The organism is uncultured Parasphingopyxis sp. (assembly GCF_937129435.1).
In the GTDB taxonomy this organism is placed as follows: Bacteria; Pseudomonadota; Alphaproteobacteria; order Sphingomonadales; family Sphingomonadaceae; genus Parasphingopyxis.
The window spans coordinates 22672-37406 of record NZ_CAKZNF010000065.1; the positions used below are offsets into that span (position 1 = coordinate 22672).

Here is a 14735-nt window from a genome sequence, read left to right on the forward strand (position 1 = left end):
CTTCAGACACTGCGTTCGACCAGCATCTTCTTGGTCTCCGCGATCGCCTTGGCAGGCGACAGGCCCTTGGGGCAGACGTTTGCGCAGTTCATGATCGTGTGGCAGCGATAGAGGCGGAACGGGTCTTCGAGCTGGTCGAGCCGCTCGCCGGTATGTTCGTCGCGGCTGTCGGCGAGCCAGCGATAGGCCTGGAGCAGGATCGCGGGGCCGAGAAACCGGTCCGAATTCCACCAATAGCTGGGGCAGCTGGTCGAGCAGCAGGCGCACAGGATGCACTCATAGAGCCCGTCGAGCTTGTTCCGCTCCTCGGGCGATTGCAGCCGTTCCTTGCCCGAAGGCTCGGGCGTTTCGGTCTTCAGCCAGGGCTGGATCGAAGCGTATTGCGCGTAGAAATGGGTGAAGTCGGGAACGAGGTCCTTGACCACGTCCATCGCGGGAAGCGGCGTGATCCGCACTTCCTTGCCCGGCAAGTCCTCGATCGCGGTCGTGCAGGCGAGGCCGTTCTTGCCGTTCATGTTCATCGAGCACGAGCCGCAAATCCCTTCGCGGCACGAACGGCGGAAGGTGAGCGAGGCGTCCTGCTCGCCCTTCATCTTTATGAGCGCGTCGAGCACCATCGGCCCGCAATCGTCGAGATCGATCTCGAACGTGTCGTAGCGCGGATTCTCACCGCTGTCCGGGTCATAGCGATAGACCTTGAACACCTTCTTGTTCACAGCGTCGACGGTGTGGACGTTGCCCTTCTTGCGAATTGTGCTGTTCTTCGGGAGCGTGAATTGAGCCATGGTCTGTCGTCTCGCCTTTCCGTTCGGGTGAGCGATAGCGCGTTGCGCCGCCGCGTTAAAGGGGACGGCGGCGCTTTTTGTATGGTGCGCATAACCCCTCGGCCGATGTTCAATAGCCGTCATTGCGAGCGCAGCGAAGCAATCCAGAGCCACAAAGGACAACACGCTCGGCTCTGGATTGCTTCGGGCCTTCGGCTCCTCGCAATGACGAGACGAAATGCGTGGCCCTAGCCCGCGATCAGCCCGTTGCGGCGATAGGCTTCGGCGAGGATCGTTTCGAGCAACTGTGCATGGCTGAAACCGGCCGCGGCGGCCGATTTGGCGACGACCTTTTCCGACCACAGATTGCAGTTGAGGTTGATCTCGATGAAGTTGATGTCGCCGGTCTTGCGGTCGAGGCGGAATTCAATGCGGCCGTAATCGAACGGTTCGAACTCGCGCGCGAGCCGCTCGGCCATCTCCTGCACCTTGGGCGCGAATTCGGGCTCGTCGAAGCGTTTCAGCGTCGCCTTTTCGGTGTTGGGGACGAGATCGCGCTTTTCGTAATAGGTCCAAAGTTTCTGCGTGTCCTCGCGCTCGTAGATCAGCATCGGCAGCGCCTTGGGGCCGTTGACGCTGATAAAGGCGGCCTGGACGTCGTAACCGTCGAGATAGGGTTCGACGATCGCGTCATGGCCCTGGCCATGAATATTGGCGATCGCGTTGACGACGCCCGGCCAGTCGAATGCGTCCGATATGCCCCAGCTCGCCGAGGACGCGTTGGGCTTGATCACCCAGCGTTCGGCCTTCGGCAGGTCCTTTTCCTCGACAGGTGCGCCGCGGCGATAGCAGAACCAGGGCGCGGTCGGGACGCCGGCATGGACGGCGACCAGCTTCGACACCGACTTGTCGTCGCCAAGGCCGCGGATGAAAGGAATCGCCCCGATATAGGGGATGCGATGCATGTTGCAGAGCAGCGGGATCAGCATCTCCGAATTGAGGAAGCCGCCCCGATTGAGGAGAGGAAACACGAAATCGGCATCGGGCCGCTCGAACAGGACGTTGTAACTGTCCGCGAGACGCAGATTGAGATCGAGGCTCTCAAGCGTCGTGCGGACTTCGTGGTGATAGATGGCGTGGTTGCCGTCTTCGGGGTGCATCCCGCCGCCCCAAAGGGCGTGCTTCGCCATGAAGAGCAGGCGGATGCGCTCCTTGGCTTCGTCAGGGATGGTCAGGGGTTCGATCGCTGGGGTGTTGGTCATGGTCTCGCGTCGATTGGGGCCGCCCGTTCCGCATGGCCGATGCGCTCCGGCGGGAATGGCGTGTTGTGGTCATCGCGCACGCGCGCCTTTTGCCAGCGCGCATATCGTTTTGACAGCGGAAAGTGGGGCTTCGCGGCGACTATCGCCCGTCTGGCCGCGCCGGGCGGCCAACGGGCTCGCCGGCTTCTTGCGGCATCCGCGCCTCAAGCGGGCCGAGCCAGCGCGCGGTGTTCGCGCCGATGCTGATCTGCGGCTGCGAGGCCATCAGATTGTCGGTCTTCTCCCATTCATAGACCTGGCGGCTGGCGGTCTGGAAGGCATCCTCCAGCCCGGCCGGCATCCGCAGCGCCTGATTGACGAAGGCATCGCCGAAATAGGTCCAGTCGTTACCGGCATCGCAGCCGAACGATGTCAGCCCCGCCGCCGATGCCGAAACGATCGCGCTGTCGGGCGAACTCAGGCCCGAAACGAAAATGCCGGAAAAGCATGCATTGACGATCACCAGCCGGTTCCGGATCTCGAGACCGGCAAAAATGGCCTGCAACCGCGACGGCGAAATCCCGCCATAGGCCTGATCGCCATAGTGGAAGAAAACACCGTTCGGCGTGCCGTGGCTGGTGATGTAGAGGATTACTGCATCTTCTTGCGGATCGGCGAGTTCGGCCATCCGCGCCAGAGCGATTTCGAGCGACCGCAGCGAGCCGCGCGCCAAGGGCGGGCCGCTTCGCCCGTCCGGGCCCGCGAGAACGATCGTCCGCCCCGCGCCGTCATAGCGGCGGGACAGGACGTTCGCCGCCTCGCGCGCTTCGCGGGCGAAGACGGGATCGCTGTCGAGCGCGACCGAAACGATATAGGCATCGACGGTCCCCGGCCGCTGCGGCGCCAATTCCGCAAGCGCTGCGGACAAAAGACGCACATCTTCCAGCTCTTCCGCCGGATCGCGCGCCCATTCCATGACCAGCCCCGCATTGGCGCCCTGCACCATCTCGTGGGGCGCCATGCGGCCGAAGGCAGCGGGCGGCGGGGCGGTGTGTTCGACGACGTCGCCGCTATCCTGCGCAACGGCCGGAGTCGTCGAAGCAACCAGGCCCAGCGAAATCGCCCCTGCCAAGCGGCGGCAAAACCCTGCAGTCAGCGAAGCCGGTTCGAAAGTCATGTGCTTCGCGTTCAATCCTCCGGGTACGATTCCGCCGACAATCGGCTCATCAGGATCGCCGCCCGGCTCGCCTGGCGCGGTATGACGCTCAGGTCCATCGTCTCGCCCGGCGCGTGGGTGCGCGATCCGTTGGCGCCAAGCCCGGCAATGCCGTCGGTCAGATCGGCGACGAAGGAGATATCCGCCGCGCCGCGCAACGCCGGGTCGAGCAGGCCCATCGGCGCAAGGCCGAGATCGGTATTCACTGCCTGCATCCGCTCGAACAGCGCGCGATTGCCGTCGGTCGGCGCCATCGACGGATAGCCTTCGTCGAATGTAATCGTTGCGTCGGTGACCGGCGCATGATCGGCGACGATCGCCTCCATCCGCTCGCGCACGCGCTGGGTCTGCTCGGCGGACAGCGTGCGGAAATCGCCGCGGGCGATGGCGATGGGCGGGATGATGTTGGTCTTGCCCGTCGCCGTCGCACGCACGCCTTGCGCGTCCAGTTCGGCGGTCGCGCCCCCGGTGATCAGCCCGACATTGAAGGTGAGGTTCGGCTCGGGCAGTTCCTGCCTGAAGCGCGAAATGATCCGCACCAGCTCATAAATCGCACCGTCCCCGGCGGTTTCGCTGAAGATACGCGAACTGTGGCCGTCATTGCCGGTCGCCGTTACCTGCCACGCATTGGAGGAGCGCCGCGCGATCGTCCCCATGTCCTGCCCGTCCATGATGACGAGACTCTCGAAGTCGAGCGCGACATCGGCCCATTCGCCCGCTTGGCGCAGATCGCGGCGCGAAAGCTCCGCCGGTTCGCCGAAATCCTCTTCGTCGCCCGACAGTGCGACGACGATATTCGCGCCTTCGAGCGTTCCCGCCGCGTGCATCGCGCGGAGCGCGGCGATCATGATCGCGACCCCGCCCTTGTTGTCGACGACGCCGGGGCCGATCGCCCGGTCGCCGTCGCGCTCGAACGACTGGAACGGCGAATCCGGCTCGAACACCGTGTCGGTATGGCCGATCAGCAGCATCCGCGTCGTGCCGGGCGTGCCTTCATGCCGGGCGAAGAAATGCCCGGCCCGATCGACTTCGCTCTGGTCGATGATCTCGACGGTGAAGCCCAGTTCCTCGAACTCGGGCCGCAGCATCGCCATGACCGCGCGATTGCCCTCGACATTGCGCGTGCCGGAGTTCTGGTTGACGAGGCGTTCGAGAAGAGAAACCGAGCGTTCGAACTCGGCGTCGACGGTCGCGGCGATGGTTTGTTCGGCAGGAGTGAGTTCGGCAGTAGAAGGCGATGACTGGAACATGCACAAGCCAGCGGCGAGTTGCCAGAACATCTTCATTTCAGCTTCGCCTCGATTCCTGCCTGTTTGAGAACTGCATTTGCGATGTGCCGTGAGATGATCGTGCCGTCCACCACAAATGGCCGCGTTGCGTGCGGACTGCGCCACACTTCGTGATCGCCCTTTCCATGTCGCACGAACTCGCAGCCATGCTCCCGGAGCAGCGCCTTCAATTTGCGGGTATAGCCTTTCGCCAAGGGAGACGATCAGGCGGCGACATCGAACTCGCGCTCGTGGTGCGCGATGATCCGGATGGTATGCGGTCCTTCAAGCTTCGATTTATCGGCAATGTCCTCGCCATTGATCTCGAGCAGGTCGGGCAACATCGAACCCGCCTTGGCAGCGAGCGCTTCCAGCGTCTCCCCGTCGGCCGCCAAACCGGGAATATCGCCTTCAATCGAATACCAGACCTTCGCTTCGGGGTCGTATTCCGCACGGATTGTCCATTGCGCCATGAGTGTTCTCTCGCACGTTTTCCGCGGTGATTATGGCGGAGCAGCACGTCATCGGCAACAGCGTAGGACCCTCAGACGAATTGCACGTCTTCCTTACGGGCTGACAACCACGGATTGTGTCCGCAAGTAACACCGCCGCTGCCAGGAGCCACTGATGGACGCAGCCGATCGCGCTTTCGGTGCCGAGACCATTTTTCCATATCTGACGGAGAATACTCCGACGAAACATACAGCGTTTCAATATGTTCAGACACTCGGTCAGAGGGCCAACAGGCTGCGGACATTGCGACAATCGGGCTCGTCATACGAGGATGATCCGCGCCCTGCCACCTGACCACCCAACGTACACCCATTCAATACACCCGCGCCTTCGGTTCGATGTACGTCGCCTCATCGGTCAGCGTGAAGCTGTGGACGGGGCGATAGTCGAGCGTCACTTTGCCCCCCTTGCCGCCCCAGCCTTCGAACCAGGCGAGCGTGTGCTTCATCCAGTTCGCATCGTCGCGGTCGGAATAATCTTCGCGGGCATGGGCGCCGCGGCTTTCCTTGCGGGCGACGGCGCTCTTGATCGTGCTGTGGGCCTGCGAAATCAGGTTGTCGAGTTCGAGCGTTTCGATGAGGTCGCTGTTCCAGATCAGCGAGCGATCGGTGACGGAGATGTCCTCCATTCCCTTGTAGATCGCATCGAGCTTTTCGACGCCCTCGGCCATCAGCTCCTCGGTGCGGAAGACGGCGCAATGCGCCTGCATGTCCTTCTGCATCGCCAGCCGGATCTGGGCCGTGGGCGATCCGCCCGAGGCATGGCGGAAATGGTCGAGCCGTTCCAAAGCCATGTCCGCCGAGTCCTTCGGCAGCGGCTTGTGCGGCTTGCCCGCTTCGGTGATGTCGTTGACGCGGATGCCGGTCGCCCGGCCGAAGACGACGAGATCGATGAGCGAGTTCGACCCGAGCCGGTTCGCGCCATGGACGCTGACGCAGGCCGCCTCGCCGACCGCGAACAGGCCGGGCACGACGCTGTCGGGATCGCCGTCCTTGAGCGTCAGCACCTCACCGTGGAAGTTGGTCGGGATGCCGCCCATGTTGTAATGCACGGTCGGCACGACGGGCAGCGGCTGGCGCGTCAGATCGACGCCGGCGAAGATCTTGCCGCTCTCGGTAATGCCGGGCAGCCGTTCGGCCAGGATCTTCGGATCGATATGGTCGAGGTGCAGGAAGATGTGGTCGTTTTCCTTGCCGACGCCGCGCCCTTCGCGGATCTCCAACGCCATTGATCGCGAGACGACGTCGCGGCTGGCCAGGTCCTTCGCGCTCGGCGCGTAGCGTTCCATGAAACGCTCGCCTTCGGAATTGGTGAGGTAACCGCCCTCGCCGCGCGCGCCCTCGGTAATCAGGACCCCGGCGCCGTAGATGCCGGTCGGGTGGAACTGGACGAATTCCATGTCCTGCAGCGGCAGGCCTGCACGCAGCACCATGCCGCCACCATCGCCGGTGCAGGTGTGCGCCGAGGTGCACGAGAAATAGGCGCGGCCGTATCCGCCCGTCGCCAGCACGACATTGTGAGCGCTGAACCGGTGGATCGAGCCGTCTTCCATGCACATGGCGATAACGCCGCGACAGGCGCCATCCTCCATGATCAGGTCGAGCGCGAAATATTCGATGTAGAAATCGGCGTCATATTTCAGGCTCTGCTGATAGAGCGCGTGGAGCATCGCATGCCCCGTCCGGTCGGCCGCGGCGCAGGTGCGCTGGACCGGAGGCCCCTCACCCATATTCTGCATATGGCCGCCGAACGGGCGCTGGTAGATCGTGCCGTCGTCGTTGCGCGAAAAGGGCACACCGGCATGTTCGAGCTCGTAGACCGCCTGCGGCGCCTCTCGCACCATATATTCGATCGCGTCCTGATCCCCGAGCCAGTCCGACCCCTTGACGGTGTCGTACATGTGCCAGGTCCAGTGATCGGGCGAGTTGTTGCCAAGGCTGGCCGCGATCCCGCCCTGCGCCGCGACGGTGTGCGAGCGCGTCGGGAAAACCTTGGTGATGCAGGCGGTGCGCAGCCCGCCCACGGCGGATCCCATGGTCGCGCGCAGCCCGGAGCCGCCGGCGCCGACGACGACGGTGTCGTATTTGTGATCGATGATCTTGTAGGCTTCGGCCATTATGCGGCCCCTCCGAATGCAATTTTGGCGATCGAGAAAATGGCGATCGCCGCGCCGCCGATGGCGAAGAAGTTGAGCAGGATCAGCACGCCGAGCTTCGACGATTCGTTATGGACATAATCCTCGATCACGACCTGCAGGCCGAGCCTCAGATGCCAGAAGACGTTCGCCGAGAGCAGGATCATCGCCACGGCGACGAGCGGCGAGGACAGCCAGTCGACGACGATGCCATGGCTGAGATTGGGGAGCCGGATCAGCGAAAAGACGAACCAGGGGACGAGGAACAGGTTCGCCGCTGCGGTCACCCGCTGCAGCCACCAGTGATGCGCGCCGGCCTTGGCCGAGCCGAGACCGCGAACGCGGCCGAGATTGGTGCCGTTGCCCATTATGCGCCTCCCCCGAAAATGCCCATGATCCAGTCGCATTGCAGCCAGCCCCAGAGCGCCGCCGTCGCGACGATGGCGCCGGCGACGACGAGGATGGCGCCGCGCTTGTTTGTTTTCAGTTCGTATCCCGCGCCGGTGTCGAGCACGAAATGGCGGATGCCGTTGAAGAGATGGGTGAAGAACGCCCAGGTCAGACCAACGCCGAGCACCACGCCGACAATGTTGATCCGGCCGCTCTCGACCGTCAGCAGCCCGGCGAACCAGCTATAGCTTTCCTCGCCGCTCGCCGCCGCAAGCAGCCACCAGGCGAAAATGATCCCGCCGACCACGGCAAGGCCCACGCCCGTCATGCGGTGCAGGATCGAGACCAGCATATGCGGCCCCCAGCGCCAGATTTGCAGATGCGGCGCCATCGGCCTGTCGGTATTGCGCATGATACCCCTCGTCTTTCCTCGGTTCCCGCTTCTAGCCGAACGACACAGCCATGCAACATCGGGAAGCGATCCCTAACGCCCTGTTTACCATTGCCGGGTTATGCCGGCCAACGGACCCGGAAGAGCCCCTTGGGAAAACAGAGGCAGCAAAGCTATGCGTGTGATCACTATGGACGATTTCGATCCGCTCCTGAAAAAAATGATGGAAAGGCTTGCGAGCTTCAGGGACGACGAAAAATTCCTCGCGTCGACGCAAGACACCTGGGAGTGCATCAAGGATCACGTGCCCGAGATAGGACAATGCTTCTGGGAGAATTTCCGCGACGGAAACGAGATGCTTCAGAATATGTCGGAAGAGGAGCTTCGGAAGTCCTACGCCAATTCGGAACGGTACATCCGGTCCAAATATGCTCATCCGGTCGATCCCGAATGGGTGCGCGTTGCCGGCAAGAACGCATTGAATACCATCCGCGCAGGACTCGAGCCGACCCGGCTCTACAGCGCCCTGACGGAAGCGCATCGTGAGACGCTCAAGATCATCCGCCGGAATGTCGACGATGTGGATCACCTGCACCGGCTGTTCGAGGCGATGATCCGGATGAGCGGGTTGGAGATGGAAATCAGCTCGGCCTTCACGCATGAATGCCTGCGCCAACAGGAATATGAACGGCGCGACGAAAGCGTCGAGATATTCCGGAACGAGATCGGCGCCGTCATCGAGCAGGCGAGCAGCCAGAGCTCGACCGTCAATGCGAGCGCGAACGATGCGTCGCGTTCGGCCAGCGGAATGCTCGACAAGGCCTCCGAAGTCGCCGCCGCTGCCGAGCAGTCCGCCGTCGCGATGCGCGAGGCCGCGCAGACCGCCGCCGGCCTGATCCGCGCGATCGAGGACGCGCGCAACGAGGTCGAGGTTGCGGCCGAGGTCGCCACCCGCGCCGCGAGCCAGACCGAAACCGCGGTTGCCGTTTCCGAAGCGCTGTCGGGCCATGCCGTGTCGATCGAATCGATTCTCGGCCTGATCCGCGACATCGCCGGCCAGACAAACCTCCTCGCGCTCAACGCCACCATCGAGGCGGCGCGTGCCGGCGATGCCGGCCGCGGCTTCGCGGTCGTCGCGCAGGAAGTGAAGAGCCTCGCCAACCAAACCGCCGAGGCCACCGACGAGATCGCGCAAAAGATCGCCGCGATCCAGTCTGCTTCCAAGCAGACGGTCGAGACGAGCGGGTCGATCCGCGAAATCGTCGGCGAGGTGCAGGTCTCCGCCAACCGGATCCGCGAAGCGATGGAAACGCAGGCGCAGACGGTGACGATGATCACCGCCGCCGTCGACGAAACCGCGCTCGCGGCCGATTCGATGTCGGGCACGATCGCCGCGATCCGGCAGGACACCGAAAGCGTCGCCAGCGATATCGACCGGGTCAGCGAGGGCTTCCGCGAAGTCGACGGTCAGTTGACGCGCCTCAACACCGCCACCGGCGATTTCGTCGAGCGCTTCGCCAAGGCCAATGGCTGACTTTCGGTAGCCCGGGCTTTCGCTGAACCGCGAAGCCCGATATCGCATGGGCGATGACCGAAGCCAGAATTCCCCATATCTTTGTTACAGGTGCCAGCCGAGGGATCGGCGCCGCCGCGCTCACCGCGCTGGAAGCCGCAGGCGCGAAAGTCTGCGGCCATGCCACCGAGAAAAGCGAAAAGATCGCCGTCGGCGCCGATCTCAACAAGCCGGGCGGCGGACGGAGGGCATGGCGCGCGGCGCTCGGCAAGCTCGGCGGGCGGATCGATGTGGTGGTCAACAATGCCGGCGTCTACGAAGCCTTGCCGCTCAAAACCGACGAGGCCGAATGGCTCGCGCAATTGAAGCGGACGCTGCGAATCAACCTGCTCGCCTCGGCGGAAATATCCCGCCTCGCCGTGCTCCATTTCCAGGAGCAAGGCGGTGGCCGGATCGTCAACATCGCCAGCCGCGCAGCCTATCGCGGCGACAGCCCCGATCACTGGCATTATGCCGCATCGAAAGGCGCGATGGTAGCGATGACCAAGACGATCGCGCGCGGCTATGCCGCCGAGAACATTCTCGCCTTCGCTATTTGCCCCGGCTTTACGATGACCGGCATGGCCGACGACTATCTGGAGAGCCGGGGCGGCGAAAAGCTGCTCGCGGACATCCCTCTCGGCCGCGTGGCCCAGCCCGAAGAGATCGCCTCGATGATCGCCTATTGCGCGCTGGAAGCGCCGGCATCGATGACGGGCGCGGTGCTCGATGCGAACGGGGCGAGCTTTGTCCGCTGAATGAAAGGGACCGGATCGTGACCAATTTCGGAGGTGGCATGGGCCGCCTGCTTGTCTGGGGCTTCGCTGCACTCGGCATTTTGGCTGCCCTGGCGGTGATCTTTCTGGCTTTCGAGTTCGCTTCCTTCGATGCGGGCCGCAACGATCCCGAGCCGATCAACAATGCGGGCGACGGTCCTGCGCTCATCGTGTCCGGCGTCCGGCCAATCACCGGAACGCCCTATTCCGAGATCGCCATCGGCGCCGACGGCCAGCGCACAGGCGGCAGCGGGAGCAGCGGTCCGGGGTACGGCGAGCCGATCCTGCGCAACATCGTTCTCATCGACCGGCGCGACGGCAGGTCGCGACGACTTGTCGATGGCAACGATCGGATCGTTAGAGAGCGCTTCTATCTGCCCGCAGTGACGGATTATCGTGCGCCTCGCAACGGCGAAGCCTATTCGCCGGACATCGACCGGGATCCCCTATCGGAGGATACCGACCCAGCACCGGCCGCCTATTACGTCATCCGCCTGCGCCACCAGCAGAACGACGCGGAAGATGTGCTGTTCGGTGTTCTGGAAAGCGGCGAACAACGGTTTGTCCTGCGCGACATTGCCGGGGTCGAAGCGATCTGGATGCAGTCGGAGAACGTGATCGCGTTGATCGTGCGCAAGAATAACATGCTGCGCTATGTCGGCGTGGACATGACCGATCTCCGCATGGTTGCAGACCGGCCGATCGCGTTGAACTGAGGCGCGCGAAACCATGACAAGCTGGAAGCTCTCCCTTCCCTGCACCCGCGCCGAAGCCGAGGCACTGAAGGGCGACATCGCCCCGCTGGCCCTGCTCGAACCGCCGCCCGCACTGATGACGAGCGAGATCGATCCGGCCGTGCCCGACGACTGGCGGCTCGATGCCTATTTCGAGAGCAAGCCCGATGCGAACACCGTCGCGATGCTCAAGCGGCTGTTTCCGAGCGCCGCCCATGCCGAACCGGTCGTCGAACGACTCCGCGACGAGGATTGGGTAACGCTGAGCCAGCAAGGGCTGGAGCCGATCCAAGAGGGCCGGTTCTTCGTTCACACGCCGCGCCACCGCGACAGCATTCCGGCCGATGCAATCGCCTTCGAGATCGATGCGGGGCGTGCGTTCGGCACCGGGCAGCATGAAACGACGGCCGGGTGCCTCGCGATGCTCGACCGGCTCAAGGCGTCGGGACGACGCTACCGGGCGATCGCCGATATCGGCACCGGCACGGGCTTGCTCGCCTTTGCGGCGCGATCGCTATGGCCGCGCGCGCGGGTCATTGCGTCGGATATCGATCCGGTGGCCATCGAAGTGGCGCGGGAAAATGCGCAGCTCAACGACATAGCCTTGGGGCAGGGACGCAGCGGTGTCGCCCTCGTCACGGCGGCCGGACTGGCGCATCGCGAGTTGAAAAGGCGCGCCCCGTACGACCTGCTGATCGCCAATATCCTTGCCAAGCCCTTGATCGACCTCGCCCCCGCCTTTGCGGCTGCGACGGCTCCGGGCGGAACGCTGATCCTCGCAGGGCTCTTGCAGGCACAAGCGGACGATGTCGCCACCGCCTATCGCCGCCAGCGCTGCCGCCTTGCCGGACGGATCGATCGCGGCGACTGGGCGATCCTCAGGCTGCAGAGGCGGCCTTCTCCAGCGCATAAGCCTGCGTCCCGCGCGTGATGATGCCGTCGCCCTCGGCGATGTCCTCGGGCGCGAAATCGCTGGCTTTTTCGAGTTCGGCATAAAGCGGCGCGAAATCGGTCTCGACCGTCTGCCGCAGCAGCTCTTCAAAACTCGGGATGACGAAATAGACCTGCTGGAAATCGTCGATGCGGTAGTTGGTCCGCATGACCCGCTTCATGTCGAAGCGGATCCGGTTGGGGCTGGGATCGTCAAGCGCGAAGACGCTTTCGCCATGGCTGGAGACGATACCCGAGCCGTAGATGCGCAGGCCTTCCTCCTCTTCGATCAGCCCGAATTCGACGGTGTACCAGTAGAGCCGCGCAAGATGATCGAGGCTGTCGAACTCCAGGGCGCGCAGCCCGCCTCTCCCATAGGCCTCCATATAGTCGGCGAAGACGGGGTTGGCGAGCATGGGCACATGGCCGAACACATCGTGGAAGACGTCGGGTTCCTGCAGATAATCGAGCTGGTCGCGGCGGCGAATGAAATTGCCGGCGACGAAGCGGCGGTTGGCGAGGTGATCGAAGAAAACGTCGTCGGGAACGAGGCCGGGCACCGCGACGACCTGCCAGCCGGTTTCCTTCATAAGGTTTTCCGACAGCTCCTCGAAATCGGGGATGCCGGGCTTGGAAAGCTTGAGGACGTCGATGCCGTCGAGAAAGGCCTGGCTCGCGCGCCCCGGCAGCTGCTTCTGCTGCCGCGCGAACAGGATATCCCAGGTTTCATGGTCCTCCTTGGTATAGGCAGACCAGTCCTGCGGAATCGTCCAGTCGGGCGCGGCGCCTTCGGGCGGGGCTTCGTGTACGTGACTGTCCATCTTGGGTGTTTCTGCATTCATGGCCATATCCTAGCAGAAACGGTCCGGACCGGGAAATGGATGCGGCACGTGTGAATATGCCGCGCATGGGAGGCGGGATGAGGGCATTGCGGTTGATGGGCAAGGTGATGGCGACGTTGCAGCTCGCCGCCTTCGCATTCGTGCTCGCCGGGATCGGCGGGTCGCTGATCCCGGTCAATGGCGATTGGGAGGAACCGGCCGAGGGACTTACGATCTACGTCTATGACAACGGCATTCACACGGGCCTCATCCTGCCCGCCAGCAATGCCGAAGCCGATTTCACCGATCTGGTCCGGCCCGAACATCTCGGCGATCCGGCGCGCGCCCGCGACCATCTGCTCTTCGGCTGGGGCGACCGCGTCTTCTACCTCGAAACGCCGAGCTGGGGCGACTTACGGCTCCAGACGGCGGTTGCCGCCATCATCGGCAGCGAGGCGAGCCTCGTTCATGTCGATCATGTCGCGCGCCCCGCCCCCGCCGACAATGTCCGCCCGATCCGCGTGACGCCCGGCGAATATCGCCGCATCGCAAGCGGCATCCGCGACCAGTTCGCCCTCGACGCACAAGGCCGTTCGCAACCCCTCTCCGGCTATGGTGCCAGCGATGTCTTCTACGAGGCGAACGGCCGCTACAGCGCCATCCGCACCTGCAACGAATGGACCGGCCGCATCCTGCGCGATGCCGGCGTGCGGGTGGGCGCGTGGACGCCTTTCAACTTCGGCGTGATGCGGTGGTTTTGAGGGGGCAAGGGCGCGCCTGCATCACTCCGCCGCCGCGACGATTGCCGCCCAGCCGGCCTCGTCGATCACCTCGATGCCGAGTTCCTCCGCCTTTTTGAGCTTGCTGCCCGCGCCCGGGCCGGCGACCAATAGATCGGTCTTGCTCGAGACCGATCCCGCCGCCTTGGCGCCCAGCCGCTCGGCCTGCGCCTTGGCTTCGTCGCGGCTCATCGTTTCGAGCTTGCCGGTGAACACCACCGTCTTGCCCGCGACCGGAGAATCGAGCGTTTCGACCTCGTAGCGCGGCGGGTTCACGAGGCTCAGCATGTCTTCCCATACGGTGACATTGTGCGGCTCGTGGAAGAAGTCGCCCAGCGCCTCGACCACCGAGGGGCCGATACCGTCGATAGCGGTGAGTTCGCTCGCGGCTTCCTCGTCACCGGCATGCGCCTTTTCGGCAAGGGTGCGCAGTGCGGGCAGTTCATGAACATGCTTGAGCAGATCGCGCGCGGTTACTTCGCCCACATGCCGGATCCCCAGCCCGAACAGCAGCCGCGCCGCATCGGGTTCGCGCCGCGCCTCGATGGCGGCAAGCAGATTGTCGACCGACTTCTCCTGCCACCCTTCGAGCGCGAGGATGTCTTCGCGGCGCTCCTTCAGACGGAAGATATCGGCGGGGCTTTCGAGCCAGCCCAGCGCGAAGAATTGTGCGATGGTCTTTGAACCCAGCCCGTCGATATCGAGCGCCTTGCGGCTGACGAAATGTTCGAGCCGCTGCGTGCGCTGTGCGGGGCAGATCAGACCGCCGGTGCAGCGCACATCGACCTCACCCTCTCCCGCGACCGCCTCGCTGCCGCATTCGGGGCAGTGATCGGGGAAATGGAACGCAGCACGGCCTTCGTCGCGGGTCAAATTCTCGACCACCTGCGGGATCACATCGCCGGCGCGCTGAATCACCACGCGGTCCCCGGGACGCACGCCCAACCGCTCGATCTCGTCGCGATTGTGGAGCGTCACATTGGTGACCGTCACTCCGCCGACCAGCACCGGCGCGAGCCTGCCCACCGGCGTCAGCTTGCCCGTGCGCCCGACCTGAATGTCGATCGCTTCTAACGTCGTTTGCGCCTTCTCGGCAGGGAATTTGTGCGCGAGCGCCCAGCGCGGGGCCTTGGCAACGAAGCCGAGCCGCTGCTGATAATCGAGCCGGTCGACCTTATAGACCACGCCGTCGATCTCATACGGCAGATCGGGGCGCTGGCGGCCGA

At 64.0% G+C, this 14735-nt stretch carries 16 protein-coding genes; 5 read left to right on the forward strand and 11 right to left on the reverse strand.

Features of this window, described 5'->3' with window-relative positions; genetic code table 11:
- Positions 1 to 2 precede the first annotated feature (2 nt).
- The 9 genes from Q0139_RS11075 to sdhC all read right to left on the reverse strand — a co-directional run bounded on the left by Q0139_RS11075 (position 3) and on the right by sdhC (position 7938).
- Positions 3 to 785 carry a succinate dehydrogenase iron-sulfur subunit gene (locus tag Q0139_RS11075; RefSeq protein ID WP_298021639.1) on the reverse strand — a complete coding sequence of 261 codons (783 nt, stop codon included), beginning with the start codon at positions 783 to 785 and terminating at the stop codon, positions 3 to 5.
- Between the two features lie 227 nt (positions 786 to 1012).
- Complete coding sequence (locus Q0139_RS11080) at positions 1013 to 2026, reverse strand: phosphoribosylglycinamide synthetase (protein WP_298021641.1); 1014 nt, start codon at positions 2024 to 2026, stop codon at positions 1013 to 1015.
- A 139-nt stretch (positions 2027 to 2165) separates the two neighbouring features.
- Positions 2166 to 3182, reverse strand: a complete 1017-nt coding sequence (locus Q0139_RS11085) for a C13 family peptidase (RefSeq protein WP_298021643.1) — start codon at positions 3180 to 3182, stop codon at positions 2166 to 2168.
- Between the two features lie 11 nt (positions 3183 to 3193).
- Positions 3194 to 4507, reverse strand: a complete 1314-nt coding sequence (locus Q0139_RS11090) for a M20/M25/M40 family metallo-hydrolase (RefSeq protein WP_298021646.1) — start codon at positions 4505 to 4507, stop codon at positions 3194 to 3196.
- A complete protein-coding gene (locus Q0139_RS11095; protein ID WP_298021649.1) occupies positions 4504 to 4704 on the reverse strand; it encodes a type II toxin-antitoxin system HicA family toxin in 201 nt (66 codons plus the stop codon). Before Q0139_RS11095 ends, Q0139_RS11090 begins: the two co-directional genes overlap by 4 nt.
- 9 nt (positions 4705 to 4713) lie before the next feature.
- On the reverse strand, positions 4714 to 4962 hold the full coding sequence (locus Q0139_RS11100) for a DUF1902 domain-containing protein (RefSeq protein ID WP_298021651.1): 249 nt from the start codon (positions 4960 to 4962) through the stop codon (positions 4714 to 4716).
- Between the two features lie 353 nt (positions 4963 to 5315).
- On the reverse strand, positions 5316 to 7118 hold the full coding sequence (gene sdhA / locus Q0139_RS11105; RefSeq protein WP_298021654.1) for a succinate dehydrogenase flavoprotein subunit: 1803 nt from the start codon (positions 7116 to 7118) through the stop codon (positions 5316 to 5318).
- On the reverse strand, positions 7118 to 7504 hold the full coding sequence (gene sdhD, locus Q0139_RS11110; protein WP_298021657.1) for a succinate dehydrogenase, hydrophobic membrane anchor protein: 387 nt from the start codon (positions 7502 to 7504) through the stop codon (positions 7118 to 7120). Before sdhD ends, sdhA begins: the two co-directional genes overlap by 1 nt.
- Positions 7504 to 7938 carry a succinate dehydrogenase, cytochrome b556 subunit gene (gene sdhC / locus Q0139_RS11115; RefSeq protein ID WP_298021660.1) on the reverse strand — a complete coding sequence of 145 codons (435 nt, stop codon included), beginning with the start codon at positions 7936 to 7938 and terminating at the stop codon, positions 7504 to 7506. Before sdhC ends, sdhD begins: the two co-directional genes overlap by 1 nt.
- Before the next feature lie 154 nt (positions 7939 to 8092).
- Here sdhC and Q0139_RS11120 point away from each other — a divergent pair, with 154 nt between their 5' ends.
- Genes Q0139_RS11120 through Q0139_RS11135 form a run of 4 tightly spaced genes read left to right on the forward strand, consistent with a single transcriptional unit; the run spans position 8093 to position 11910 of the window.
- Positions 8093 to 9451 carry a methyl-accepting chemotaxis protein gene (locus tag Q0139_RS11120; RefSeq protein WP_298021663.1) on the forward strand — a complete coding sequence of 453 codons (1359 nt, stop codon included), beginning with the start codon at positions 8093 to 8095 and terminating at the stop codon, positions 9449 to 9451.
- Positions 9452 to 9504: 53 nt separating this feature from the next.
- Complete coding sequence (locus tag Q0139_RS11125) at positions 9505 to 10227, forward strand: SDR family NAD(P)-dependent oxidoreductase (RefSeq protein ID WP_298021666.1); 723 nt, start codon at positions 9505 to 9507, stop codon at positions 10225 to 10227.
- 17 nt (positions 10228 to 10244) lie between these two features.
- On the forward strand, positions 10245 to 10961 hold the full coding sequence (locus Q0139_RS11130) for a hypothetical protein (RefSeq protein WP_298021670.1): 717 nt from the start codon (positions 10245 to 10247) through the stop codon (positions 10959 to 10961).
- 13 nt (positions 10962 to 10974) lie between these two features.
- A complete protein-coding gene (locus tag Q0139_RS11135) occupies positions 10975 to 11910 on the forward strand; it encodes a 50S ribosomal protein L11 methyltransferase (protein WP_298021673.1) in 936 nt (311 codons plus the stop codon).
- On the opposite strand, the gene phhA is transcribed toward Q0139_RS11135, so the two are convergent.
- Entirely contained in the window at positions 11858 to 12730 is an 873-nt protein-coding gene (phhA, locus tag Q0139_RS11140) for a phenylalanine 4-monooxygenase (RefSeq protein WP_298021679.1), read from the reverse strand. The two genes, Q0139_RS11135 and phhA, sit on opposite strands and share 53 nt — an antisense overlap.
- 77 nt (positions 12731 to 12807) lie before the next feature.
- Here phhA and Q0139_RS11145 point away from each other — a divergent pair, with 77 nt between their 5' ends.
- Positions 12808 to 13491, forward strand: coding sequence for a TIGR02117 family protein (locus tag Q0139_RS11145; protein WP_298021682.1), 684 nt, complete (start codon positions 12808 to 12810; stop codon positions 13489 to 13491).
- 21 nt (positions 13492 to 13512) lie between these two features.
- On the opposite strand, the gene ligA is transcribed toward Q0139_RS11145, so the two are convergent.
- A partial coding sequence (ligA, locus tag Q0139_RS11150) for an NAD-dependent DNA ligase LigA (RefSeq protein ID WP_298021677.1) occupies positions 13513 to 14735 on the reverse strand: 1223 nt, incomplete at its 5' end.